This is a genomic window from Aliiroseovarius marinus (assembly GCF_050881025.1).
GTDB lineage: Bacteria > Pseudomonadota > Alphaproteobacteria > Rhodobacterales > Rhodobacteraceae > Aliiroseovarius > Aliiroseovarius marinus_A.
Genome location: NZ_JBNNXQ010000004.1, coordinates 277,958 through 302,252, shown reverse-complemented (window position 1 = coordinate 302,252; position 24,295 = coordinate 277,958). Strand labels below are relative to the sequence as shown.

The following is a 24,295-nucleotide window of genomic DNA, read 5'->3' as shown; positions in this document are numbered from 1 at the left end:
CGACAGGCGATAGCGCTAAAGCGCCAGTTTTCCAGCGTTTTGAGGGATCAGACATGCCCGAGGTTCTGGACCTCACTTTCTTTCTCTTTGCGATCCCAGCGGTGATCTTCGCCGGGATTTCCAAAGGCGGGTTCGGGTCAGGGGCGGCTTTTGCGGCAACGCCGTTGCTTGCGCTGATTCTGGAGCCGGGCGCCGCAATTGGGTTGATGCTGCCGCTTCTGATGCTGATGGATGTGACCGCGTTGAAACCCTATTGGCGCAAATGGGATACGCCCTCGGCCTGGGCGTTGGTGCTGGGGGCGGTGCCGGGTGTGGCACTGGGAGCAACGCTCTATTCGATGGCCAATCCGGATGTGTTTCGCCTGCTCATTGGGTTGATCGCCGTCGGGTTCGTGGCATTTCAACTGGCGCGCGCAAACGGCCTGATCCCCCCGGCCCCGCGCCCGATGTCAGGAAAGCTGGGGGCCTTTTGGGGCGTCATCGCCGGGTTCACCAGCTTCATCAGCCATGCAGGTGGCCCACCGGCGGCCGTTTTCCTGTTGTCACGCAAGCTGGATAAAACCACCTTTCAAGCCACGACCGTCATCGTGTTCTGGGCGATCAACCTTTTGAAATTCATCCCCTATTTCGCCTTGGGGATCTTCACGTGGCAAACGGCAAAGGCCGATCTTCTGTTGATCCCCTTTGCCGTATTGGGTGTCTGGATCGGGGTGCATCTGCATCACAAGATGTCCGAACGCCTGTTTTTCGGCTTCACCTACCTATTCCTGATCCTGACGGGAACAAAACTGATCTGGGAAGGGCTGACATGAAAAACCCCGCCAATGGGGCGGGGTTATATCATGTCACGTTCCGGGTTCAGCCTGTCTTAAACCGGATCGCCCAGCGCGGCGGGCGTCAGCTCTTCATCCAGCCGTTCAAATCCACGCCCTGCGGCAACCAGGCAGGTCAGCCCCTGCGGCGTGGTCATGGTGATGGTCCAGGTGCCGGTATCGGACGAGGCAAACACCTCGATCACCTGGCTGTTTGACGCCAGACCAATCGACTGGCGCGTTTCGCCATAGGTTTCGGCAAGTCGTTCAACAACCGCGTCACGTTGTCCGCAACGATTTGCGCTTTGGGCGTGGAGCTGAGTGGCCGACAATAGGATCGCGCCGATGCCCAGTCCGAGTGCAAGAATATCCTGCTTCATGGGTCTTCCCTTTCCAATGAGCCGCTTTACCGGGCCATCCGGGGTCACCGGCGGCAAGGGGCCTCGTTCGATCAGGTGCCGAGCTGCATCCCGTTTGTGTCAGTGGCCATCCGTGGGCCCTCCCGTCACTCGGCGCGTGTCCTAAGCCTGCGCCTCAGAGCCGAAGAAGTGGTTAACACGCCGCCCGGCATGTGCCGTGTTGGTAAATGCAACATGAAGATCCGCGGGACGTTGCGGAAAATTTCTGCAATGCGGCAAAGTTTGGCTTGCGAAATGGTGCGCAGATGTGATCCCTTGCGCAACAATATTGCGGAGACACAGAATCATGACCACTCGCCCTTACCGTTCCGTCCTTTACATCCCTGGCTCGAAAACCCGCGCCTTGGAAAAGGCCCGTGGCCTTGCCGCCGATGCGATCATCTTTGACCTCGAGGATGCCGTGGCGCCTGACGCCAAGGTGGAAGCCCGCGCCATTCTGAAGGCCGAGCTGGACAAGGGCGGCTATGGCAACCGCGCCAAGATCGTGCGCATCAACGGGTTCGACACCGAATGGGGCAAAGATGATGTGGCCGCATTCGTCGGCGCAGATATCGACGCGATCCTGATGCCCAAGGTCGGATCGGCCGCGCAACTGGACGAACTGGCCGCACTGATCCCAGATGTGGACCTGTGGGCCATGATGGAAACCCCCATCGGCATGCTGAACGCGGCAGAAATTGCAGCCCATCCGCGCCTGAAAGGCTTTGTCATGGGCACCAACGACCTTGCAAAAGAGCTCAACACCCGTTTCCGCGCGGACCGGCTGCCGATGATGGGCGGGCTTCACATGTGCCTGATCGCGGCGAAAGCACATGACGTGGTGATCGTTGATGGTGTCTACAACGCGTTCAAGGATGACGAAGGCTTGAAGGCCGAATGTGATCAGGGGCGCGATATGGGCATGGACGGGAAGACGCTGATCCACCCCGCGCAGCTGGCCATTGCCAATGACGCCTTCGCGCCCTCTGAAGCAGAAATTGATCTGGCGCAGCGCCAGATCGCCGCCTTTGAAGCTGCCGAAGCGTCAGGCGAAGGCGTGGCGGTTGTGGATGGTAAAATCGTCGAAAACCTGCATGTTGTGACGGCAAAATCCATTCTGGCCAAAGCCGACGCCATCATCCAGATGCAAGGCTGAGGCCCCTTACAAAGGAACCTCGCCATGACCTTGATGATCATCGGTCTCGCCCTGTGGTATGCCGGACATTTCTGGAAACGCGCCCTGCCGGCAGCCCATGCCAGCATGGGCGCGCGCGCCAAGCCCGTGTCGGCTTTGGTGATCCTTGCCTCGATTGTGGCGATGGTGATCGGCTATCGGTCTGTGGAAGCTTATGACCTATGGAGCTACCCCCCTGCCCTGAAACACGCCAACAACCTCTTGATCCTGATCGGGCTTTACTTCACCAGCCCCGGCCCGTCGAAAGGCGCGCTGTTTTACAAGCTGCGTCACCCGATGCTGTTTGGCTTCATCCTGTGGGCGCTGGCGCATCTGATGGTCAACCCGGATATCGCGTCGTTGGTGTTGTTCACCGGCCTGACCATCTGGGCCGCGCTTGAAATGCTGGTGATCAACCGGGCTGAACCCAACTGGACGCCCAACCCCAAAGGCGCGATTGCCAAAGATGGCATGTTCTTCGTGGCATCCGTCGTCCTGCTGGTCGTGATCGGATATGTGCACGGGCTGATCGGCCCGTCGCCATTCGGCGCGTAGACACACATTCCGCGTGGCGTTTTGCTGCGCGGATCTGAACTTTGTAAGGAGCACAACATGGCCAAAACCAACCCGGGCCGTTTTTTCGAAGACTACAAGCTGGGCGACGTGATCGACCACGCTGTGCCGCGTACCGTGGCCGAGGGTGAACGCGCCCTGTATCATGCGCTCTATCCCGCCCGTCACGCGCTTTACTCTTCGGATGAATTTGCCGGCGCTTGCGGGTTGGAAGGCTCGCCGATCGATGATCTGATTGCCTTCCATGTGGTGTTTGGCAAAACCGTGCCCGACATTTCGCTGAATGCCGTGGCCAATCTGGGCTATGCCGAGGGGCGCTGGCTGAAACCGGTCTATCCGGGCGATACGCTGCGGTCGCAATCCGAGGTGATTGGCCTCAAACAGAACTCCAACGGCAAATCCGGTGTGGTTTGGGTGCGCACGCGTGGCTTCAACCAAGTGGGTGAGCCGGTGATGGAATATGTGCGCTGGGTGATGGTGCGCAAAGGCGACCTGGACGCCCCTGCGCCCGAAACCGTGATCCCCGAACTGAAAGGCGTGCTGGAGGCAAGCGACCTGTCGATTCCCGAAGGTCTGTCCTTTGCGGATTACGATTTCACGCAAGCCGGCGAACCGCATCGCTGGGGCGACTATGAGGTGGGCGAGAAGATCGACCATGTGGATGGCGTGACCGTCGAGGAAGCCGAACACATGATGGCCACGCGTCTGTGGCAGAACACGGCAAAAGTGCATTTCGATGCCACCTTCCGCCCCGATGGGCAGCGGTTGATCTATGGCGGGCATGTGATTTCCATGGCCCGCGCCCTGTCGTTCAACGGCTTGGCCAACGCACAGATGATTGTCGGCCTGAACGGGGGCGCCCATGCCAACCCCTGCTTCTCGGGCGATACGATCCGCGCCTGGTCCGAGGTGCTGGACAAGGCCGATACGGATGCCCCCGGCGTGGGCGCCGTTCGCCTGCGTCTGGTCGCCGTGAAGCACGGCGCGCCCGAATTTGCGCTGAAGGGCGAGGATGGCAAATACCTGCCCGAGGTCATGCTGGATCTCGACTATTGGGCCTTGATGCCGAAATGACCCTTTGCGCCCGTCCCTGATATGGGGCGGGCGCAGGCTGTTTGCGCTCTGCCTGTGGTATACAATCGCGCACATTACCTGATTTATTCAGTCGGATAAAATGGGCAAGAAAGCGTGATCACAAATTTGAAATATGTGATCACAAGCCCCAGATTCCCTCCTTGTTAGCGCAAATTCCACGGAAAACCGCCGCCTTACCGCGTGACTCCGTGCCGCAAAAGGCGCTATTCCTGTCGCAAAGTCGAAATAGACAGAAGGAGGCCGCCATGGCCGACGTGAACAGAGGCAACCGCCCTCTTTCCCCGCATCTGCAAGTATACCGCCCGCAGCTGACCTCCATCACCTCGATCTTCGCCCGGATCACCGGGGTGGCGCTTTTGGGTGCTGCGATCCTTGTGGTCTGGTGGTTCTTTGCCGCGGCATTGGGGCAAGGATATTATGATCTGGTGAATGGTCTGATGACCTCGTTCTTTGGCGATGTGATCATGTTCGCCGCCCTCTGGGCGCTGTGCTACCACGCGCTGTCGGGTCTGCGTCACCTGATCTGGGACATTGGCATCGGCCTTGACGTCGAAACCGCCGAAAAGATGGGCCTTGGGGTTATCTTCGGCTCTGTCATTCTGGCGATCCTTGTCGCCGTGATCGTGTAAGGGGGAAGACATGAGCTATCTTACCGACCGCAAACGCGCCGTAGGCAAAGGGTCTTCCGGCTCTGGCACCGAACATTTCTGGGGTCAGGCGATTTCCGCTGTTGGCCTGTTGGTCCTGATGCCGCTTTTTGCCCTGACCTTCGGCCACGCGCTGGGCATGCCTTATGACGAGGCCATCGCCTATTACCAGCGTCCCTTCCCTGCCATCATCGCCGCCATGACCCTTGTGACCGCCATGGTGCACTTCCGTCACGGCGTTCAGGTGGTGATCGAGGATTATTCGCGCGGCGTCACCAAGAAGGTCCTTGTGATCGTCTGCACCGCCCTTTCCTACACCGTTCTGGCAATCGGCCTTTATGGCCTTGCCCGCATCGCATTTTAAGACCGGAGAGCCCCCAAATGGCAGCTTACGAATACGAAACACACGAATATGACGTGGTCGTGGTCGGTGCCGGTGGCGCCGGTCTGAGGGCCACGCTTGGCATGGCCGAACAAGGTCTGCGCACCGCTTGTGTGACCAAAGTCTTCCCAACCCGCTCGCACACCGTGGCCGCACAGGGCGGCATCGCCGCGTCCCTGTCCAACATGGGCCCGGACAACTGGCAGTGGCACATGTATGACACCGTGAAGGGCTCGGACTGGCTGGGCGACACGGATGCGATGGAATATCTGGCCCGCGAAGCACCCAAAGCGGTCTATGAGCTCGAGCACTATGGCGTGCCCTTCTCGCGCACCGAAGAAGGCAAGATTTACCAGCGTCCCTTCGGCGGCCACACCACCGAATTTGGCGAAGGCCCCGCCGTGCAGCGGACCTGTGCCGCAGCTGACCGGACCGGTCACGCGATCTTGCACACGCTTTATGGCCAGTCGCTGAAAAACAATGCGGAATTCTACGTTGAATACTTCGCCATCGACCTGATCATGTCGGAAGACGGCGAATGTCAGGGTGTGGTCTGCTGGAAACTTGACGACGGCACCATGCATGTCTTCAACGCGAAGATGGTTGTGCTGGCGACGGGCGGCTATGGCCGCGCCTATTTCTCAGCCACCTCGGCCCACACCTGCACCGGCGACGGTGGCGGCATGGTGGCGCGCGCGGGTCTGGCTCTGCAGGATATGGAGTTCGTTCAGTTCCACCCGACCGGCATCTATGGCTCGGGCTGCCTGATCACCGAAGGTGCACGCGGCGAAGGCGGCTATCTGGTGAACTCGGAAGGCGAACGCTTCATGGAGCGCTATGCGCCCCAGTATAAAGACCTCGCCCCGCGTGACTACGTGTCCCGCTCGATGACGATGGAAATCCGCGAAGGGCGCGGCGTGGGCAAGGATGGAGATCACATCTTCCTGCACCTTGACCACCTGCCCGCCGAAGCTCTGGCCGAACGCCTGCCCGGCATCTCGGAAAGCGCGAAGATTTTTGCCGGTGTTGACGTGAACAAGGAACCGATTCCGGTTCTGCCCACCGTTCACTACAACATGGGCGGCATCCCCACGAACTATTGGGGCGAAGTGCTGAACCCGACCGCCAAGGACCCGACCGCTGTTGTGCCCGGCCTGATGGCTGTTGGTGAAGCGGGCTGTGCGTCCGTGCACGGTGCGAACCGTCTGGGTTCGAACTCGCTGATTGACCTTGTGGTCTTTGGCCGCGCCGCCGCGATCCGCGCCGGCAAGGTCGTGGACGCAGACAGCGCCAACCCGGCGCTGAACCAGTCCTCGGTTGACGCGGCCTTTGATCGTTTCGACGGTCTGCGCAACGCAAAAGGCACTGTGCCAACCGCCGAGCTGCGTCTTGAGATGCAGAAGACCATGCAGGCAGATGCCGCCGTCTTCCGCACCGCCAAGACCATGAAAGAAGGCGTCGAGAAGATGACCGCCGTGGCCGCCAAGATGGACGACCTTGCTGTCACCGACCGCTCGCTGGTCTGGAACTCGGACCTGATGGAGACGCTGGAACTGGCCAACCTGATGCCCAATGCTCTGGCCACCATCCACGGCGCAGAAGCGCGCGAGGAAAGCCGCGGCGCGCATGCGCATGAGGACTTCCCCGAGCGTGACGACAAGAAGTGGCGTGTCCACACCGTCAGCCGCGTCGATGGCAACAAGGTGGACCTCAGCTACCGCCCGGTGATCACCGATCCGCTGACCACCGAAAAAGAAGGCGGCATCGCCTTGAAGAAAATCGCGCCCAAAGCGCGGACGTTCTAAGGAGGACGCCAGATGGTACAATTCAAGCTCCCCAAGAACTCGACCGTTCGCACCGGCAAAACATGGCCGAAGCCTGATGGCGCGAATGTCCGCAAGTTCCAGATTTACCGCTGGAACCCGGATGACGGCGAAAACCCCCGTGTCGACACCTATTTCATCGATATGGACAACTGCGGCCCGATGGTTCTGGATGCGCTGATCAAGATCAAGAACGAGATTGACCCGACGCTGACCTTCCGCCGGTCTTGCCGCGAAGGCATCTGTGGCTCCTGTGCGATGAACATCGACGGGATCAACACGCTGGCCTGTATCTACGGCATGGACGAGATCAAGGGCGACGTGAAAATCTATCCGCTGCCGCATACGCCGGTGGTGAAAGACCTGATCCCGGATCTCACGCATTTCTATGCCCAGCATGCCTCGATCATGCCGTGGCTGGAAACCAAGACCAACCGCCCCGCGAAAGAGTGGAAGCAGTCCATCGAAGACCGCAAGAAGCTCGATGGTCTTTATGAATGCGTGATGTGCGCCAGCTGCTCGACCTCGTGCCCGAGCTACTGGTGGAACGGCGACAAATATCTTGGACCGGCCGCGCTTTTGCATGCCTATCGCTGGATCATCGACAGCCGCGACGAAGCCACGGGTGAACGCCTCGATTACCTCGAGGACCCGTTCAAGCTTTACCGCTGCCACACGATCATGAACTGCGCCAAGACCTGCCCGAAAGGCCTGAACCCGGCCAAGGCCATCGCCTCGATCAAAAAGATGATGGTCGAACGCACACTTTAAGCGCAGCGCAATTCACAGAAATCGGGCGGCCTCTGGGCCGCCCTTTTTCATGGCAGCACCTGCCTCATTTTCTTGTCCGAAATACCTCGGGGAGTGTGAGGGGCTGGCCCCTCACTCCCGCGCTCGCAACACCCGCGCGGGTTTGGACGACAAGGGTCGCCAGGCAAAGGCAAGCCCGGCCAGGATCGTCGCCACGATGCCCCCCGCTACGATGGACAGGGCAGATAAAATGTCGAACACAAACCGCTCCTCCATCACGTAATGCGTCACGGCCCAGCCTGCCAAACCGCCTGCCAACACCGCCACGCCCCCGGCTGCCGCGCCCAGAACCGCCGAGCGGATCGCGAAGTTTGCAAGGATCGCCGCGCGGGTCGCGCCCAGCGTTTTCAACACGGCTGCCTCATAGGTCCGCGCCCGCTCGCCCGCCGCCGCCGCCCCCATCAACACCACGAAGCCTGTGACCAGTGTGGCCAAGGCCCCATAGGTGATTGCCGCCGCAATCTGCCCCATCAACCCGGTCACCTGCGTGATCGCGTCACGCACCGAAATCAACGTGATGTTGGGAAAGGCCCGACCCAAATCGCGCAGAATCGCGGCCTCTCCGGCCTCTTCTGAATAGATCGTGGCGATATAGCTGTGCGGCGCCCCGGCCAGGGCCGCAGGGTTCATCGTCAACACAAACCCCATGCCCGCCTGGCTGAAATCCACCTCGCGAAAGCTGGTGATTTCACCGGTGATGTCGCGGCCCAGAATGTTCACCGTCATACTGTCCCCCAGCGACAACCCCATTTCAGCCGCCTCTTCGGCGGCAAAGCTGATCTGGGGCGGACCATCATAATCCTCGGACCACCATTCCCCTTCGACCACGGTGGTACGCGTGGGCGCGGCCGAGTAAGTCAACCCGCGATCCCCCTGCAACACCCAGTGCCCGCCAGCGACCTCTGATGCGGGCTTTGCGTTGATCTGCGTGATCACCCCGCGCAGCATTGGCGCGGTATCAATCCGGCTGACGAGCGGGTCGCCCTCCAGCCGCGCGCGCACCCCGTCAATCTGGTCTGGCTGGATATCGACCACAAAGAAACTTGGCGCCACATCCGGAAGATCACGCGAGATTGCCCCGCGCAGGTTGTTATCGATCTGCCCCACCGCCGCCAACACGGCCAGCCCAAGCCCCAGTGACAAGACAACCGCGCCCGCCTCGCCGCCTGGCCCGCCCACAGCCCCCAGCGCAATGCGCAGGGTCGGGCGACCGCGCAGCCACGCCGCACGCCCCAAAGCGCGCGCAACCCGCTTCACGGCCCCGCCCGTCAGAACAAGCGTCGCAAAGGCCATGCCCAGTCCGGCGAAACTCCACAATGCCAATTTGGGCAAACCCGACAGCCATGCGGCCAGCCCGATCAACAAGGCCAGAATGCCAAGACAAAGCGCGATGAACACAGGGCGCGGCAGCCGGGAACGCCCAAGGGCTGCATCGCGAAACAAGCCCGCCGCCGTGACATCTTCGGTGCGCGACAACGGCCAGAGTGTGAACAAAAGCGCCGCCAGCCCCCCATAAAGCGCGGCTTCTGCCATAGGCGCGGGATAGAGCGTTACTTCAGCCGAGATCGGCAGAGTGCGCGCGATCACAGGCACCAGCGCAACAGGCACCAAAGCCCCAAGGATCAAACCAACAGCCAGACCCAGAAGCGTCAGGACGCCAATTTGCAGAAAATAGGTCAGAAAGATCACCCGCCGCTCGGCCCCCAATGCGCGCAGGGTCGCAATCGTGCTGGTTTTGCTGTCCAGATAGCTGCGCACCGCGGCCGAGATCCCCACCCCGCCAACCGCCAGCCCGGCCAGCCCGACAAGGACCAGAAAAGCCCCCAACCGGTCGATCAACCGGCTCAGGCCGGGGGCGCCATTTCGGGCATCGCGCCAGCGCGCCCCCTTCGGTTCCAGTTCCGGCATCAAGGCCGCCTTTGCAGCTTCGATCCCGCCATCCGCCAATCGCAGTTTGTAGTGGCTGTTAAACAGCGTGCCCTCAGACAACAGGCCCGAGCCCTCCAGCGCTGTGCGCGCGACGATAGAACGCGGCCCAAGACCGAACCCGCCCGTGGCGTTATCCGGTTCCTTCACCAGCTCGGCCATCAAGATAAACGCCGCATCGCCAAGGGCCACCTGATCACCGATGCCCAGACCCAACCGATCAATCAGCAGATCATCCATCACGATCCCCGCCACGCCATCCTGCCCGGCAAGCGCCAGATCCAATGGCATGGGCGGGTCCAAAACCACCTGCCCAAAAAGCGGATAAGCGCCATCCACAGCTTTGACCTGTGTCAGCCCGCGCTCGTCATTCACCACGATCATGGATCGGAAATCTGCGACCACCGACACAGATTGCGCAACATCCGCCAACCGTGCCAGTTCCCCCTCCGAGGCGAACCGATAGGTGAAGGACACCGAGGCGTCCCCCCCCAGCAAAACCGCGCCCTGCGAGGCCAGCCCGGCGCGCAAACCCTCGCGCACACTGCCAATTGCGGCAATAGCCGCAACCCCCAGCACCAGACAGGCAAGGAAGATGCGAAAACCGCGCAGGCCACCGCGCATTTCGCGCCGGGCCAGCACCCATGCCATGGTCAGCATTTGCTTCATACCAACCGCCCATCCTGAATGCGCAGGACGCGGTCGCAGCGCTTGGCCAGTTCAGGCGCGTGGGTCACGAGGATCAGGGTTGATCCGTGCCGGTCCCTCAACCCGAAAAGCAGATCCATGATTGCCGCGCCCGTGGCGCCGTCCAGGTTGCCGGTCGGCTCATCCGCCAAGAGGATTTCAGGCCGTGGGGCCGCTGCCCGGGCCAACGCCACGCGCTGCTGTTCGCCGCCTGACATCTGGCTGGGATAATGATGCAAACGATGCGCCAGCCCGACGGCTTCAAGCTCTGCCTCGGCGCGTTCGAACGCATCTTTGGCACCCGACAGTTCCAAAGGTGTTGCGACATTTTCCAACGCTGTCATTGTCGCGATCAGGTGGAAAGACTGGAACACCACCCCCATATGATCCCTGCGAAACCGCGCAAGCTCGTCTTCGCCCATGGCGCCAAGGTCCTGACCCAGCGCCTGCACTGACCCTCCGGTGGCCTGATCCAGCCCACCCATCAACATAAGGAGAGAGGATTTGCCCGACCCGGACGGCCCCGTAAGCCCCAGCGTTTCGCCGCGGGCCACGTCGATATCAATCCCCTTGAGGATCTCGGTCCGACCGGCATTATGGCCAAGGGTCAATCGGGCGTCTTTCAGGCAAAGAACCGGGCGGGTCATGGGCAGACTTTCATATGGAGAGGCAAAATGATTTCAACTGGATATGGGGGCTTGGGCGCGGTTCTCAAGGGGGTGGCAGCGGGTCTGTTTCTGACCTGTGTCTCTGCGATCCCGGCGCTGTCCCAGACCACGACCATCCTGGCGCTTGGTGACAGTCTGACAGCGGGCTACGGGCTGGAACAGGGTGACGGATTCGTGCCCCAGTTGGAAGATTGGCTGACGGCGCAGGGGCTCGACGTCAGGGTGCAAAACGGCGGGGTCTCGGGGGACACCTCGGCGGGCGGGGCTGCCCGGCTTGCATGGTCGTTGACCGAAGAGGTCGACATGGTGCTGGTGACGCTGGGCGGAAACGACATGCTGCGCGGTATTTCCCCGGAAGAAACCTATCGAAATCTGGAGAAGATCCTGACAGAGCTGACACAGCGGGAACTCGAGGTGGTTTTGATCGGCATCCCCGGCCCCGGCAATTTCGGCGCAGACTATCGCACCCGGTTCAATGCCATTTTCCCAAGGTTGGCCGACGCATATGAGGTTCAGCTATACCCCAACTTCCTGGCCCCCCTGACAGAGGCCGGCTCAATGGCAGCCGCCCGCCAGTTGTTTCTGCAAGACGATGGGCTTCACCCGAACAAAGCCGGTGTCTTGAAGATTGTGGAAGGCCTTGGACCTGTGATCATGGCGCGAATCCAATAGGGATGCCTTGTGCATTCCCCTTGAAATAGCAGCCTATCCAAAAGCACAGGTCAAACGTGTGCAACAGCTGATTTTAAAACGTTTTTTATCGCGAACCTATCCCTAGTGACACCTATGCTGCGCCTTTGGCCTGTGCCAATCTTGCGCCTCAACCGCGAGAGGCCAGAAAGGCCCCAAGCTGACAAGCGGAGAGCATGGGTGACTATTCTTGTCATCACAAAAGACCCGGCGATGGAGTATCGCGTCAGGTCTGCACTGGGCACCAGTGCGGACCACGAAGTGCATCATTTTGACAGTCTCGAAGCCGCAGATGACGCACTTTCACGTCACACCGACTTGTGCATGGTTGTTATCGAACATGATCTGGACGGGTTTGACGGGTTGAAGGCGGTCGAGAAGCTGTCGCGCCGGCGGCAGGACTGCAAAATCCTGCTCTTGTTGAACGACAGTGATCTGTCGGTGGGCCGACACGCGCTGGATATCGGCGCAACCGCAACGGCCCCAATATCCATCACGTCTGATGCGCTGTCAGCGATCCTGAACCTGATGGCAAGCAAGTTCAAACTGCAGCTTTTGCCTGATGACGGTCAGGGTCCCGCGCGCCGCGATCCCTCTTCCCGCCTGTCAAAACGAGAGCTTCAGATCCTTGCTTTGCTCTGTGATGGGCAGCAGAACAAAGAAATCGCCCACGCCTTTGGCATTCAGGAAGTCACGGTGAAAATGCACATGCGCGCGATCATCCGTAAGTTGGGGGCACGCAACCGCACCCATGCGGCGATGATTGCCACGCGCGACGAGTTGGTCTGAACAGCGCAAAGCCTGTCCCCTTGCCCACGTTTTGACCGGCTTTAGCCTTGCGGCGGCTCATCATCCCAACGATCACTTAGAATACGGTGGCTGTCGCCATCCGGATCTTCGTATTGTTCGCTCTTTAGGGTCCAGAAAAAGGCCGCCAGCCCCAGGCCGCCCAACAAAAGAGACGCCGGGATCAGATAGACAAGTACGTTCATGGATCACCCTTTCCGAAGGCGCAATGCGTTCAGCGACACTGACACAGAGGAGGTCGACATGGCAAGCGCAGCCGCCAGAGGCGTGGCCAGTCCGATCAGGGCAACCGGGATGGCGATGGCATTGTAACCCGCTGCAATCGCAAAGTTTTCCTTGATGCGTCTTGTCGCGGATTTGGACAGCTCGATCGCAGATGACAAGGGCTCCATCGACTTGCCCAAGAGCACGATATCCGACACCACACGGGCGGCTTCGAGTGCAGACGCCGGAGAAATGGACACATGTGCAGCCGCCAGTGCTGCCGTGTCATTCAACCCGTCGCCCACCATCAGAACCTTGCGGCCCGATTTGCCCAGACGCGCCACAAACTCAGCTTTGTCTTCGGGCAACGTGTCGGCCTTCCAGTCCTCGATTCCCACACGCCCGGCGATATCGGCCACGGCGGCAGGCACATCGCCAGAGATCAGCGTGATGCCCATGCCCTTGGCTTTCAGCGCGGTGATCGCGGCCTCGACACCTTCACGCAGGGCGTCGGTGAAGGTGAACGCCACGGGTTTGGCGCCCGAGACGGCCAGATAGGTGGCGGTTTGCCCCACGGCATTAGCGCCCAGCCATTCGGCACGGCCAAGGCGTACGGTCTTGCCCTGCCAAAGCCCTTCGATGCCCTTGCCGGGAACCTCATGAACCTGACTGATCTCGGCGGGCTGCACACCAGCGGCGCGCGCAGCCTGGGTCAGGGATTGCGCCAGCGGGTGGCTGGAGCCTTCGGCCAAGGCCAGTGCAATCTCCAGATCACGCGGCTTATGGCGGGCCAGCGCATCCAACGCGGGTTTGCCCTCGGTCAGCGTGCCGGTCTTGTCAAAGACCACGTGATCGACCTCGGCCAGACGCTCCATGGCGGTGGCGGATTTCAAAAGCATGCCCTGTTTGAACAGACGACCCGAGGCGGCGGTGGTCACGGCAGGCACGGCAAGACCCAGCGCACAGGGGCAAGTGATGATCAGCGTGGCCACGGCGATATTCATCGCCATACGCCAATCGCCGGAATACCAGAACCAAAACAGGAAGGCTGCAGCGGCCAGAAGATGGACAACCGGCGCATAGACAGCCGCCGCTTTGTCAGCAAGCGAGGTGTAGCGATTGCGCGCGGTTTCCGCGATGGCAACCAGATCCGCCATGCGGTGCAACGAGCTGTCACGCCCGGCGGCGGTCACACGCACCGTCAACGGACCGGTCAGGTTCACCTCGCCCGCCGAAACAATGCTGTCAGGCGCCGCCGCAACCGGCAGGCTTTCCCCGGTCAGGATAGATCGGTCCAATTCGCTTTCGCCTGACATGACAATTCCGTCCACCGGCACACGCGATCCGGGCACCACGCGCACGATCTGACCGGGTTCCAGATCGGACACGGCCACCTGTTCGTCCGCCTGACCGTCCACCACCAAAAGTGCACGGGGCACTTCCAGCGCGGCCAATTCCTCGGCCGCTGATCGCGCAACCGCGCGGGTGCGGTAATCCAGATACCGCCCGGCCAACAGGAAGAATGTCAGCGACAGTGCCGCATCAAAATAGGCATGCGCACCGGAATGCATGGTTTCATAGATCGACATGCCCAGCGCCAGAATGATCGCCAGTGAAATGGGCACATCCATGTTCAGCCGCCCAACGCGCAGCGCCGACCATGCTGACCGAAAGAAGACCTGGCTTGAAAAGCCAACGGTCGGGATGGCGATGCCTGCGCTGATCCAGTGGAACATATCGCGCGTGGCATCGGTGGCGCCCGACCAGACCGCAACGCTCAGCAGCATCACGTTCATCATCGCGAACCCGGCAACGCCAAGGCGCATCAAGAGGTCCTTGCCCTGCTTGTCCGTGGCGGTTGAGGTCAGCTGTCCCGGGTCAAGCTCGTAGGCTTCAAAGCCGATACCGGTCAGATAATCGGCAAGGCTTTGCGCCTCGATATCCGGGTCCACATCAACCGTCGCACGTTTCAGGGTCAGGTTCACGCGGGCGGCGCGCACGCCGTCTTGCTTGGCCAGCCCGCGTTCCACACCTGCAATACAGGCCGCGCAATAAATCTGCGGCAGCGAAAGCATGACGCGTTTTGCTTCCATTCCATTGCCGCGATACCCTTTGCCAGCCTGTTCCTCGGCCAGAGGGGCAGCATCACATGCGGGGCAGGCAGAGATCGGGGCAGCCATGGTAGTGTCCTTCTTCGCGCAAAAAGGGGCTTATTTGCTTTTGATGTAAATCGGGATGCGTTGCTGGAACGTCGTATCATCTTCGGCGACGACATTCAGACGCAGGTTCCAGTTGCCTTCACCCAAGGGACCAACCTGCGCCATATAGGCACCGCTGGACCCCTGGCTGAACGCCGGCTCCTGATCTTCTTTGACATGCGTGGCACGCCCGAAGAGGCCATAAACGGATTTCACCGTTACGGGCTCTCCGGCCATGTCCTTGATGTCGAGGATCAGGGTTTCATCCTCCACCCGGGCCGAGACGTCCCATCCAAGCGCTTCTTGTGCCGCCTTTTGCGTGTCGAACTTTTGACTGGCAACATAAGAGTTCTTGGTCTCGAGCCCGGGGAAGGTTCCCACGGCCGAATATGCCATGAAGACATTCACACCGATGATGATCGAAAAAGCCGTGACCACGATGGCCAGCACATGCTTGCCCGTCAGTTCAAACTCTTTCTTCTCAGACTTATCGGTCATTCTTAGCGTCCCCTTCCGTTGAACACGGTATCCAGATGGGCACGATCGCCCGTCACACCGTCGACAACCCACAAGCGCAGTTCCGAACGGTCCAGCTTGGCCGGGTCCGTGCCCACAGGGGCCACAACATAGACGCGCTGTTTGGCTTCGGTATCAGGGGGAGCAACTAGCACAAGTTTGTCTGACCCTTCCAGTTCAATCGACAGCTCGCTGTCCAGCGGCAGGGCGAAGTAATAGGGCCATTCCTCGCCGTGGCGGTTGCGCACGCCCACATCATAGGTGTTGCGAATAGCGCCATCCGACAGGGTCACATAGGTCGGGTTGCGCACCGGGCGGATGGTCACATCGACTTTCGGGCGCACGAACAAAGCCACGGTCAACGCCACCCCCACAAGGGTCCAAAGCGTGACATACAGAATGGTCCGCGGGCGCAGCAGGTGTTTCACCACCGGCACTTTCTGGTTGCCAGCGCGCTCGTTCGCCTCGTCTTTCCACGCAAGGTAATCGATCAGCCCGCGCTCTTTGCCAACCTTGTCCATCATCTCGTCACAGGCGTCGATGCACAGACCACAGGTGATGCATTCCATCTGTTGCCCATCGCGGATGTCGATCCCCATCGGGCAAACGTTCACACAGGCATTACAGTCAATGCAGTCACCCAGATCGTCACGTTGCTTGCCACGCCCGCGCGGCTCTCCGCGCCAGTCACGATAGGCGATGGTGATGGTGTCTTCATCCATCATCGCGGCCTGAATGCGCGGCCATGGGCAGGCATAGATACAAATCTGCTCTCGCGCGATGCCGCCAAAGAAGAATGTTGTTGCCGTCAGGACCAGAACCGTGGAGTAGGCCAGCGGATGGGCCTGCCCGGTCAGAAGGTCAATCAAAAGCGTCGGCGCATCGGCAAAATAGAACACCCAAGCGCCCCCGGTGGCGACAGCGATAACGATCCACAAGATGAACTTTGTGATCCGCTTGCGGACCTTCTCTCCGTTCCATTTCTGGCGATGCAGGCGCAGGCGCGCGTTGCGATCCCCTTCGACCCAGCGCTCCACAAGAATGAACAGGTCGGTCCAGACGGTCTGCGGACAGGCATAGCCACACCACACCCGCCCTGCGGCCGAAGTAAACAGAAACAGGCCAAGCCCCGCCATGATCAGAAGGCCCGCGATGAAATAGAACTCATGCGGCCAAATCTCGATCCAGAAGAAGAAGAACCGGCGGTTGGCCATGTCGACCAAGATCGCCTGATCTGGCAGGTTGGGGCCACGGTCCCAACGGATCCAGGGGGCAAGATAGTAAATCCCCAGGGTGATCCCCATGATCCACCATTTCAATGAACGAAAGAGCCCCTTCACCCGCTTGGGGAAAACTGGCTCGCGCGCGGCGTATAGCTGTTCGGGGGCGTCAGACATGACTATTTCCGATCCTGTGTGTTCGCTTGGAGTTTCAATTAAGAATTATTCCAGCCTATGGCCTTGATGTGAATCAAAAGCCAAAGCGGCTTAACATTTGTCATTTACTAGCTAGGGCTTTGTTTTTCTTCGAGTTTGCAGAATGTCGCAGCGCCAACGGGTCGCAGGTGGTCAAAAGGACGCAGCTGAATTGCACATTTTTCGAATTGATCTGGCACCGAAAGCCTATCGATGCCGAGGCGTTTCGGGGTAGGCTTGAGGCACATCTCTATCCCGAAACTCGTGTTCTTGCGCCACAGCCATCGAGCAGGCAAAAGGCCCGGATGCAGGGACACATCCGGGCCTTGAAAAAGTTGGCACCGACCTCGGAGAAACGCGCGAACAGGATCAGAGGTCGGTGCCGTTGACCGGGGAGTGAGGCCCCGGATCTGGGTCGTCCGAGCGCAGCAGCGCTCGAACGTGTTTTGTACCAATCGGTGGCTTATTCGCCGCCGCCCAACTGGTGAATATAGGCGGAAACCGCGTTGACCTGAGCGTCGGTCAGCTTGCCTTTCCAGGCAGGCATCACGCCGTAAGGACCGGTTGCAACGATGTCCGTGATGGTGGCTTTGTCGTCACCATAGAGCCAGATGGCGTCGGTCAGGTTCGGTGCACCCTGTGCACGGTCCCCGGTGCCGTCTTCCATGTGGCAGGACGAACAATTGTCCTCGTAGACAACCGCACCAGCTTCCACCAGCGACATATCCGCCGCATCCTTGGTCACCGGCGACAGCGACATGGCATAGGCCACAACCTGTGCGATTTCTTCGTCGCTCAGATAGTCGTCACCAAAGGCCGGCATCTCGGAATAACGGGTGTCTTCGTCCTCGTCCGAGCGGATGCCGTGGGCCACGGTCAGCTGGATGTCCTCAACGGACCCACCCCAAAGCCAGTCATTGTCCAACAAGTTCGGATAGCCAACGTTGCCAGCAGCACCCGAGCCGTGACACTGCGAACACCAGGTGGCGAAGGTCGCGCGGCCAGACTGAATGGCGTAGTTATGCAGGTCCGACCCTTGTTCAAGTGCAGTCAGGTCAGCGGAAGCCAGTTGGGTTTCCAACTCGGCGTTCATGCCTTTGAAGCGTTCGATATCTTCAGCAACTTCCGCACGGGTCGAGAACCCAAGGTAGCCAGCGGTGGCCCCTTTGATCAACGGCCATGCAGGGTAAGCAATGGAATACCACAGGCCCCAGACGATGGTCAGGTAGAATACCCAGACCCACCAACGGGGCAGCGGGTTGTTGAATTCCTGAATGCCGTCCCACTCGTGACCGGTCGTACCCGGATCTTTCTTTTCAACAGGTTTTTTACTCATTGCCGCAACTCCTCTTGAGCTGAGCGCCCGGGACTATCAGTCCCGGTCACCGGCAGGTTTGTCTTCATGGCGGAAGGGGATGTTCGCGATGTCCTTGTGCACCTTGTTTGCACCGGGGCGGAACACGAAGAGTGCCGCACCGATGAAAAAGGCAAACATCGCGATCAGGAACCAGCTGTCTGCGAAAGCGCGCATAATGCCATAAGTGTCCATCATCCCAACTCCTTACCGGCTTGCGTCAGGTGTAAAGGTCGAGAAGTCGACCAATGTACCCAACATCTGCATGTAGGCGATCAGAGCGTCCATTTCGGACACGCCGGGCTTGCCATCGAAGTTGCGCGCCTGCGCCTTCGGATAGCGGGCCTGGAGTGCGTCGACGTCTGAATTCTCGCCGTCCGGGTCTGCCTGGCTCAGCCAGTCAGCCGCAGCATTTTCAAGCTGCTCGTCGGTGTAAGGCACACCAACCAGACGGTTCGTTTTCATGACATCGCCGATGTACTTCGGCTCGATCATCTTCTCTGCCAGGAAGGCATATTTCGGCATCACCGATTCCGGCACGACCGACTGCGGATCTTTCAGGTGATCCACATGCCATTCGTCCGAGTAGCGGCCGCCAACGCGGGCAAGGTCAGGCCCTGTCCGCTTGGAGCCCCACTGGAACGGGTGGTCGTACTGGCTTTCAGCCGCAAGACTGTAGTGGCCGTAACGCTCAACCTCGTCGCGCATCGGGCGGATCATCTGCGAGTGGCAGACATAGCAGCCCTCGCGAATATAGATGTTCCGGCCCTCAAGCTCGAGCGGCGAGTAGGGGCGCATGCCGTCCACGTCCTCGATGGTGTTTTCGAGGTAGAAGAGCGGTGCGATCTCTACGATACCACCCACGGTGACAACCAGAAGGCTACCGACCAGAAGAAGCGTTGCGTTCTTTTCAAGAACAACGTGTTTGTCGAGAATTCCCATCAGTCATTCCCTCCTTATTCTGCCGGTGCCGCGGCTGCGTCGCCTGCTGCTTCCGCAGCCGGAGCCCGCTTCACGGTCATCCAGAGGTTGTAGCACATGATCACTGCACCAGCGAGGAACAGGACCCCACCCATGCCGCGCACCACATACATCGGGAACTTGGCGGCAACAGTGTCAGCGAACGAGTTCACCAGGAAGCCTTGTGCATCAACTTCACGCCACATCAGGCCTTCCATGATACCGGTCACCCACATCGACGCGGCGTAAAGCACGATACCGATGGTGGCGAGCCAGAAGTGCCAGCTGACCAGTTTCAGGCTGTAAAGACCGGCACGGTTCCACAGTTTGGGGACCAGGAAGTAGAGCATCCCGAAGGTGATCATGCCGTTCCAGCCCAGCGCACCCGAGTGCACGTGACCAATGGTCCAGTCCGTGTAGTGCGACAGCGAGTTCACGGCGCGGATCGACATCATCGGACCTTCGAAGGTCGACATGCCGTAGAAGCCGATGGACACAACCATCATACGGATCACCGGGTCGGTGCGCAGTTTGTCCCATGCGCCAGACAGCGTCATCAGACCGTTGATCATGCCGCCCCAGCTGGGCATCCACAGAACAACCGAGAACACCATGCCAAGGGTCGAAGCCCAATCCGGCAGCGCGGTGTAATGCAGGTGGTGCGGACCAGCCCAGATATACAGGAAGATCAGCGCCCAGAAGTGGATGATCGACAGCTTGTACGAGAAGACCGGGCGTTCAGCCTGCTTCGGCACGAAGTAGTACATCATACCCAGGAAGCCAGCGGTCAGGAAGAAGCCAACGGCGTTGTGGCCGTACCACCACTGCGTCATGGCATCTTGCACACCAGAGAACAGCTGAACCGATTTGGACCCAAAGAGCGAAACCGGGATGGCCAGGTTGTTGACCACGTGCAGCATGGCAACGGTGACGATGAAGGACAGGAAGAACCAGTTTGCCACATAGATGTGCGGCTCTTTACGCTTCATCAGCGTGCCCATGTACAAAAGCAGGTAAGCCACCCAGACAATGGTCAGCCACAGGTCGATGTACCATTCGGGTTCAGCATATTCCTTGCCGTGCGTCGCACCCAGCAGATAGCCGGTTGCGGCAAGAAGGATCATAATCTGGTAGCCCCAGAACACGAACCACGCCAGGTTGCCGCCCCAAAGACGCGCGCCGGTGGTGCGCTGCACAACATAGAAGGACGACGTCAGAAGGCCGGTGCCACCAAAGGCGAAAATAACCGCCGAAGTGTGCAGCGGACGCAGGCGTCCAAAATTCAGATATCCTTCAGCCCAGCTGAAGTTGAGGCTTGGGAAAGCCAGCTGGAACGCGATGAACGTCCCCACCAGAAAGCCCACGACGCCCCAGAAGGCGGTCAAGGCGGCACCCACGCGAACGGGTCCGTCCATATATCCGGTTTCTACGACCTTCTCATTCCCCACGCCCCGAAGCGTGAAGATGAACAGGCCAACCGCGATCAGCACCACCAGGATGGCATGCACCTGGTATGCGACGTCGCGGGCATAGCTTGCGGCGATTGCGGCCAATACTGCGATCAGCGCGTAAATCACCAATTTGAGGTAATCCCACATTTTGCGTCCCTTCGTCTTTGTCCTATGCCCACGCCGCCCAAGACAGACTCGGGGCACTGTTCGACTTTCGTCGGTTTGGACCTATCCCCATTCCACCACCTTGATCCATGTCAAAAGGTGCATATCTGTCGCAGAAAACAGCCCTTGACCCATGTCAAAGCGTCGCAGCCGCGGCAGGGGCAGGCTTTGAAGGACGTCATTTTGGAGGTCCTTCCATGGATTACAAAACAATCACGACCATCGTGACCGACAACACGCGGGCGCGTGCGGCACTGGAAACAGCCATGTCTCTTGCGCAGGAAACTGATGCCCATCTGGACGTGATCTGTCTGGGCGTGGACCAGTCTCAGCAGGGGTTTTACTATGCGGGCGCCTCGGCCATGGTCATTCAAGACAATCTGGCACAGGCCAAAAGCGATGCCGACGCGCTGGAAGCCGAGATGCGTCAGCTCCTGTCAGCCCACCCGCTGCCATGGTCCGCGACGGCCCTGTCTGCACAGTCTGTCACGCTGAACGCGCTGGTGGCGCACCGCACCCGATTCTCTGACCTTGTTGTGTTGCCCCGCCCCTATGGCGAGGGGCGCGGCCACGAGGCCGAAGCCATCTCTGAAGCGGCCCTTTTTGAAGGCAATGTCCCGGTTCTGGTGTTGCCAGACGATATGGATAGCCCGGTGAAGTCTCCGAAATCCGTGGTGGTGGCTTGGAATGAAAGCCCCGAAGCGCTGCGCGCCATCCGACAGGCCATGCCCTTCCTGAAACGCGCCGAATCGGTGTCGATCACCGTGATTGACCCGCCGCAACACGGTCCCGAACGGTCTGACCCCGGCGGCGCATTAAGCCAGATGCTGGCGCGCCATGGTGTGCGCGCCGAGGTGTCCGTTCTGGCCCGCACCATGCCGCGCATCGCGGATATCCTGAACCGCCACGCGGGCGACAAGGGGGCGGATATGATCGTGATGGGGGCCTATGGCCATTCACGGTTCCGCGAATCCATTCTGGGGGGCGCGACACGTCATATGCTGGAAGTGGCCGAAGTGCCTATTTTGCTGGCTCATTGAGCCTGCAAACTCTGCAACCAAAGAAGGGCGCTGGAAAGCGCCCTTTTCTCGTTCTGAACAATGCAAAGGGATCAGGCGATCGGCCCACCATCTAGGTCATCGCCAGTTTCGCTGATCAGGGTCTCAAGGTCGGGAATGATCACCCGGCGCTTGCCTTCAAGCTCGATGATCCCCGCCTTTTTAAGCGCCGATATCTGGCGTGACACCGTTTCCAACGTCAGCCCCAGATAATCCGCCATCGCTTCGCGGGTCAGGGGCAGCTCAAAGCTCATCCCATCTTTGGGTGCACGCTTATGAAGCGCCGCATCCCGGCGCGCCACGATGGCCAACAGGCTGGCAATCTTTTCGCGCGCTGTTTTGCGCCCCAAAACCAGCATCCATTCGCGCGCACTGTCCAGCTCGTCCAGTGTCATCTGCAAAAGCCGCCCGCCAATCGACGGGGTCGAATCCATCAGATCTTCAAAGGGTTTCTTGCGAAAACAGCACAATGTCAGGTCCGATACGGCAACCACGTCAAACGGCGCATTGCTGCGCCCCGGACGGCCGATGAAATCAGACGGCAACAACAGACCGACCATCTGCGTACGCCCATCCTCCATCGTCTGGCTCAGGGTCGCGATGCCTGAAACCACGCTGGCGACAAACTCAAGCGGATCGCCAGCCCAGATCACCGGCTGGCCCGCTTCGTAGGTGCGATAATACTTTATCTCGTCCAGATGCTCCAACTCGTCCGGCTCGCACCGTGAACACACGGCCCGGTGGCGAATAGGGCATGCGCCACAATCACGGGTGTTAAAGCTGATGTCATTCATGAGTTGCTGAACAAGAGAAGTATCTTGCTTTGATCCTGATCAAAGTGTTGCGCGCTATTCCTGCTACAGCCTATTCGAATGCAGACCCTTACGCAACTCAGACGCCTTGGTCTTTTTGACGCGCGCGTGCCCCGCTATACCAGCTATCCCACCGCCCCGCATTTCAAGCCGGGATTGGGGCCAGATACGCTGGCCGATTGGATAAAAGCAATCCCACAAGGCGACAAAATCTCGCTTTACGTGCACATCCCGTTCTGCCGGCGCTTGTGTTGGTTTTGTGCCTGCCGCACGCAGGGCACATCGACGGCCGAACCCGTGGCGGCCTATGTGGAAAGCCTGAAACAGGAACTTTCGACGATCAAAGGTCTACTCGCCCCCGGCATTTCGATGGAGCATCTCCATTGGGGCGGTGGCACGCCCACGCTGCTGCAGCCCGAGATGATCACTGATCTGACCGCGGCGATCCTCGACACGATGCCGCTTGCCGATAACGCCCAGTTCTCGGTCGAGATCGACCCCTCGGAAGTGGATGGCGCGCGTATGGATGCGCTGGCCGCAGGTGGCATGAATCGCGCCTCGATCGGGGTGCAGGATTTCGATCCGATGATTCAGGAAGTGATCGGACGCCCGCAAAGCTACGAAGTCACCAAGGAAACGGTTGATGGGTTACGCGCGCGGGGCATCGACAGCCTGAATATGGATATCCTTTACGGTCTGCCGCATCAAAACACAGCGCGCATCACGGATTCGGTTGAAAAACTGATCAGCCTTGGTCCGGACCGCGTGGCGCTGTTTGGCTATGCGCATGTGCCCTGGATGGCGCGGCGCCAGACCCTGATCCCGACCGAAGCCCTGCCGTCGGCCGAAGAACGGCTGGAGCTTTACAACACCGCCCGCGACCTGTTCATCGCCAATGGCTATGACGAGATCGGCATTGACCATTTCGCCCTGCCCACAGATGGGCTGGCCAAGGCGCATAAAGCGGGCACGATGAAGCGGAATTTCCAAGGCTACACGGAAGACACGTCAAAGGTGCTGATGGGAGTGGGGGCCAGCTCGATTGCGCGTTACCCGCAGGGCTATGCGCAAAACGAACCCGCCACGGCCAAGTATCAGGCCGCTGCGCGCGCTGGAACGCTGGCATCAGCGAAAGGCCATGTGTTCAGCGGCGACGACATCGCTCGCGGGCGCGTGATCGAAGAGCTTCTGTGCTATTTCCGTGCCGATCTGGCGGCAATTGCGCAGGAACAAAACCTGCCCGTTGAAACGCTTTTGGGCTGGGTGGAAGGGTTGGAGGCAGCCATGCCCGACACCACAACGCTCATCGACAACGTGCTGGCGATCCGTGACAGCGCCCGCCCTGTGGCCCGCATGATCGCCCGTCATTTCGACGCCTATGACATGAATGAAAGCGGCCACAGCCAAGCGGTCTGATTGCAGATCAAAAGAGTGCTCCCGCGCCTTGCATCCCTGACGGTCTTCAGGCTTGGGGGTGGCCCGCCCCTGCGGGGCGGGTGGTCGGTCGCGCGCATGTGACCCATCGCGTTTTGCGGCAGGCAATTCGCAGAACTGGCTCAGGTTAAAACCGAAACGCTTTAAAGTGTTTCGAGATTAAGTTGGATCACAACTTGATTTCGAAACGCCCACATCATCGATAGGTTCCGCGCGTTTCGACATATTGTCGTGCC

Annotated in this window: 24 protein-coding genes; 12 read left to right on the top strand and 12 right to left on the bottom strand. The window is 59.8% G+C overall.

Annotation, left to right across the window (positions count from 1 at the left end; translation table 11 throughout):
• The first annotated feature begins 53 nt into the window (after nt 1–53).
• The gene (locus ACRY08_RS14100; protein WP_432450596.1) at nt 54–812 is read left to right on the top strand and encodes a sulfite exporter TauE/SafE family protein; all 759 of its coding nucleotides are present in this window, start codon (nt 54–56) and stop codon (nt 810–812) included.
• Nucleotides 813–868: 56 nt separating this feature from the next.
• Here ACRY08_RS14100 and ACRY08_RS14095 read toward each other — a convergent pair whose 3' ends face one another.
• Complete coding sequence (locus ACRY08_RS14095; RefSeq protein ID WP_432450595.1) at nt 869–1,192, bottom strand: hypothetical protein; 324 nt, start codon at nt 1,190–1,192, stop codon at nt 869–871.
• Nucleotides 1,193–1,517: 325 nt separating this feature from the next.
• On the opposite strand from ACRY08_RS14095, the gene ACRY08_RS14090 reads away from it, so the two are divergent.
• From ACRY08_RS14090 to ACRY08_RS14060, 7 genes are all read left to right on the top strand, one after another.
• Complete coding sequence (locus ACRY08_RS14090) at nt 1,518–2,366, top strand: HpcH/HpaI aldolase/citrate lyase family protein (RefSeq protein ID WP_432450594.1); 849 nt, start codon at nt 1,518–1,520, stop codon at nt 2,364–2,366.
• Nucleotides 2,367–2,390: 24 nt separating this feature from the next.
• Nucleotides 2,391–2,939: an NnrU family protein gene (locus ACRY08_RS14085; protein WP_432450593.1), complete on the top strand. Its 549-nt coding sequence runs from the start codon at nt 2,391–2,393 to the stop codon at nt 2,937–2,939.
• A 57-nt stretch (nt 2,940–2,996) separates the two neighbouring features.
• On the top strand, nt 2,997–4,031 hold the full coding sequence (locus ACRY08_RS14080; RefSeq protein ID WP_432450592.1) for a MaoC family dehydratase: 1,035 nt from the start codon (nt 2,997–2,999) through the stop codon (nt 4,029–4,031).
• Nucleotides 4,032–4,297: 266 nt separating this feature from the next.
• Entirely contained in the window at nt 4,298–4,681 is a 384-nt protein-coding gene (gene sdhC, locus ACRY08_RS14075) for a succinate dehydrogenase, cytochrome b556 subunit (RefSeq protein WP_432450591.1), read from the top strand.
• A 10-nt stretch (nt 4,682–4,691) separates the two neighbouring features.
• Nucleotides 4,692–5,063, top strand: coding sequence for a succinate dehydrogenase, hydrophobic membrane anchor protein (sdhD, locus tag ACRY08_RS14070; RefSeq protein WP_432450590.1), 372 nt, complete (start codon nt 4,692–4,694; stop codon nt 5,061–5,063).
• 17 nt (nt 5,064–5,080) lie between these two features.
• Nucleotides 5,081–6,886, top strand: a complete 1,806-nt coding sequence (gene sdhA / locus ACRY08_RS14065) for a succinate dehydrogenase flavoprotein subunit (RefSeq protein ID WP_432450589.1) — start codon at nt 5,081–5,083, stop codon at nt 6,884–6,886.
• 12 nt (nt 6,887–6,898) lie between these two features.
• Nucleotides 6,899–7,675, top strand: a complete 777-nt coding sequence (locus ACRY08_RS14060; protein WP_432450588.1) for a succinate dehydrogenase iron-sulfur subunit — start codon at nt 6,899–6,901, stop codon at nt 7,673–7,675.
• 111 nt (nt 7,676–7,786) lie between these two features.
• Here the strand turns inward: ACRY08_RS14060 and ACRY08_RS14055 are convergent, their stop codons facing one another.
• Together ACRY08_RS14055 and ACRY08_RS14050 are read right to left on the bottom strand one after the other, a co-directional pair.
• Nucleotides 7,787–10,309, bottom strand: coding sequence for an ABC transporter permease (locus tag ACRY08_RS14055; RefSeq protein ID WP_432450587.1), 2,523 nt, complete (start codon nt 10,307–10,309; stop codon nt 7,787–7,789).
• Entirely contained in the window at nt 10,306–10,974 is a 669-nt protein-coding gene (locus ACRY08_RS14050) for an ABC transporter ATP-binding protein (RefSeq protein ID WP_432450586.1), read from the bottom strand. The genes ACRY08_RS14055 and ACRY08_RS14050 overlap by 4 nt, the downstream gene beginning before the upstream one ends.
• A 27-nt stretch (nt 10,975–11,001) precedes the next feature.
• Between ACRY08_RS14050 and ACRY08_RS14045 the strand changes: the two genes are divergently transcribed.
• Nucleotides 11,002–11,667, top strand: a complete 666-nt coding sequence (locus ACRY08_RS14045; protein WP_432450585.1) for an arylesterase — start codon at nt 11,002–11,004, stop codon at nt 11,665–11,667.
• A 198-nt stretch (nt 11,668–11,865) separates the two neighbouring features.
• Complete coding sequence (locus ACRY08_RS14040) at nt 11,866–12,474, top strand: LuxR C-terminal-related transcriptional regulator (protein WP_432450584.1); 609 nt, start codon at nt 11,866–11,868, stop codon at nt 12,472–12,474.
• Nucleotides 12,475–12,515: 41 nt separating this feature from the next.
• Here ACRY08_RS14040 and ccoS read toward each other — a convergent pair whose 3' ends face one another.
• From ccoS to ccoN, 8 genes are all read right to left on the bottom strand, one after another.
• The gene (ccoS, locus tag ACRY08_RS14035; RefSeq protein ID WP_432450583.1) at nt 12,516–12,677 is read right to left on the bottom strand and encodes a cbb3-type cytochrome oxidase assembly protein CcoS; all 162 of its coding nucleotides are present in this window, start codon (nt 12,675–12,677) and stop codon (nt 12,516–12,518) included.
• Nucleotides 12,678–12,680: 3 nt separating this feature from the next.
• The gene (locus ACRY08_RS14030; protein ID WP_432450582.1) at nt 12,681–14,876 is read right to left on the bottom strand and encodes a heavy metal translocating P-type ATPase; all 2,196 of its coding nucleotides are present in this window, start codon (nt 14,874–14,876) and stop codon (nt 12,681–12,683) included.
• A 30-nt stretch (nt 14,877–14,906) separates the two neighbouring features.
• Entirely contained in the window at nt 14,907–15,392 is a 486-nt protein-coding gene (locus ACRY08_RS14025; protein WP_432450581.1) for a FixH family protein, read from the bottom strand.
• 2 nt (nt 15,393–15,394) lie between these two features.
• Nucleotides 15,395–16,807 carry a cytochrome c oxidase accessory protein CcoG gene (gene ccoG / locus ACRY08_RS14020; RefSeq protein WP_432450580.1) on the bottom strand — a complete coding sequence of 471 codons (1,413 nt, stop codon included), beginning with the start codon at nt 16,805–16,807 and terminating at the stop codon, nt 15,395–15,397.
• A 481-nt stretch (nt 16,808–17,288) separates the two neighbouring features.
• On the bottom strand, nt 17,289–18,161 hold the full coding sequence (gene ccoP, locus ACRY08_RS14015; RefSeq protein ID WP_432450579.1) for a cytochrome-c oxidase, cbb3-type subunit III: 873 nt from the start codon (nt 18,159–18,161) through the stop codon (nt 17,289–17,291).
• 36 nt (nt 18,162–18,197) lie between these two features.
• Nucleotides 18,198–18,377 (bottom strand): cbb3-type cytochrome c oxidase subunit 3, encoded by a 180-nt coding sequence (locus ACRY08_RS14010; RefSeq protein ID WP_432450578.1) that lies wholly within the window; start codon nt 18,375–18,377, stop codon nt 18,198–18,200.
• A gap of 9 nt (nt 18,378–18,386) precedes the next feature.
• On the bottom strand, nt 18,387–19,121 hold the full coding sequence (gene ccoO, locus ACRY08_RS14005; RefSeq protein ID WP_432450577.1) for a cytochrome-c oxidase, cbb3-type subunit II: 735 nt from the start codon (nt 19,119–19,121) through the stop codon (nt 18,387–18,389).
• Between the two features lie 14 nt (nt 19,122–19,135).
• On the bottom strand, nt 19,136–20,737 hold the full coding sequence (ccoN, locus tag ACRY08_RS14000; RefSeq protein WP_432450576.1) for a cytochrome-c oxidase, cbb3-type subunit I: 1,602 nt from the start codon (nt 20,735–20,737) through the stop codon (nt 19,136–19,138).
• Nucleotides 20,738–20,952: 215 nt separating this feature from the next.
• On the opposite strand from ccoN, the gene ACRY08_RS13995 reads away from it, so the two are divergent.
• Nucleotides 20,953–21,795 carry a universal stress protein gene (locus ACRY08_RS13995; protein ID WP_432450575.1) on the top strand — a complete coding sequence of 281 codons (843 nt, stop codon included), beginning with the start codon at nt 20,953–20,955 and terminating at the stop codon, nt 21,793–21,795.
• A gap of 71 nt (nt 21,796–21,866) precedes the next feature.
• On the opposite strand, the gene fnrL is transcribed toward ACRY08_RS13995, so the two are convergent.
• Complete coding sequence (gene fnrL, locus ACRY08_RS13990) at nt 21,867–22,607, bottom strand: transcriptional regulator FnrL (protein ID WP_432450574.1); 741 nt, start codon at nt 22,605–22,607, stop codon at nt 21,867–21,869.
• A 78-nt stretch (nt 22,608–22,685) separates the two neighbouring features.
• Between fnrL and hemN the strand changes: the two genes are divergently transcribed.
• Nucleotides 22,686–24,041, top strand: a complete 1,356-nt coding sequence (gene hemN, locus ACRY08_RS13985; RefSeq protein WP_432450573.1) for an oxygen-independent coproporphyrinogen III oxidase — start codon at nt 22,686–22,688, stop codon at nt 24,039–24,041.
• Nucleotides 24,042–24,295: the final 254 nt, after the last annotated feature.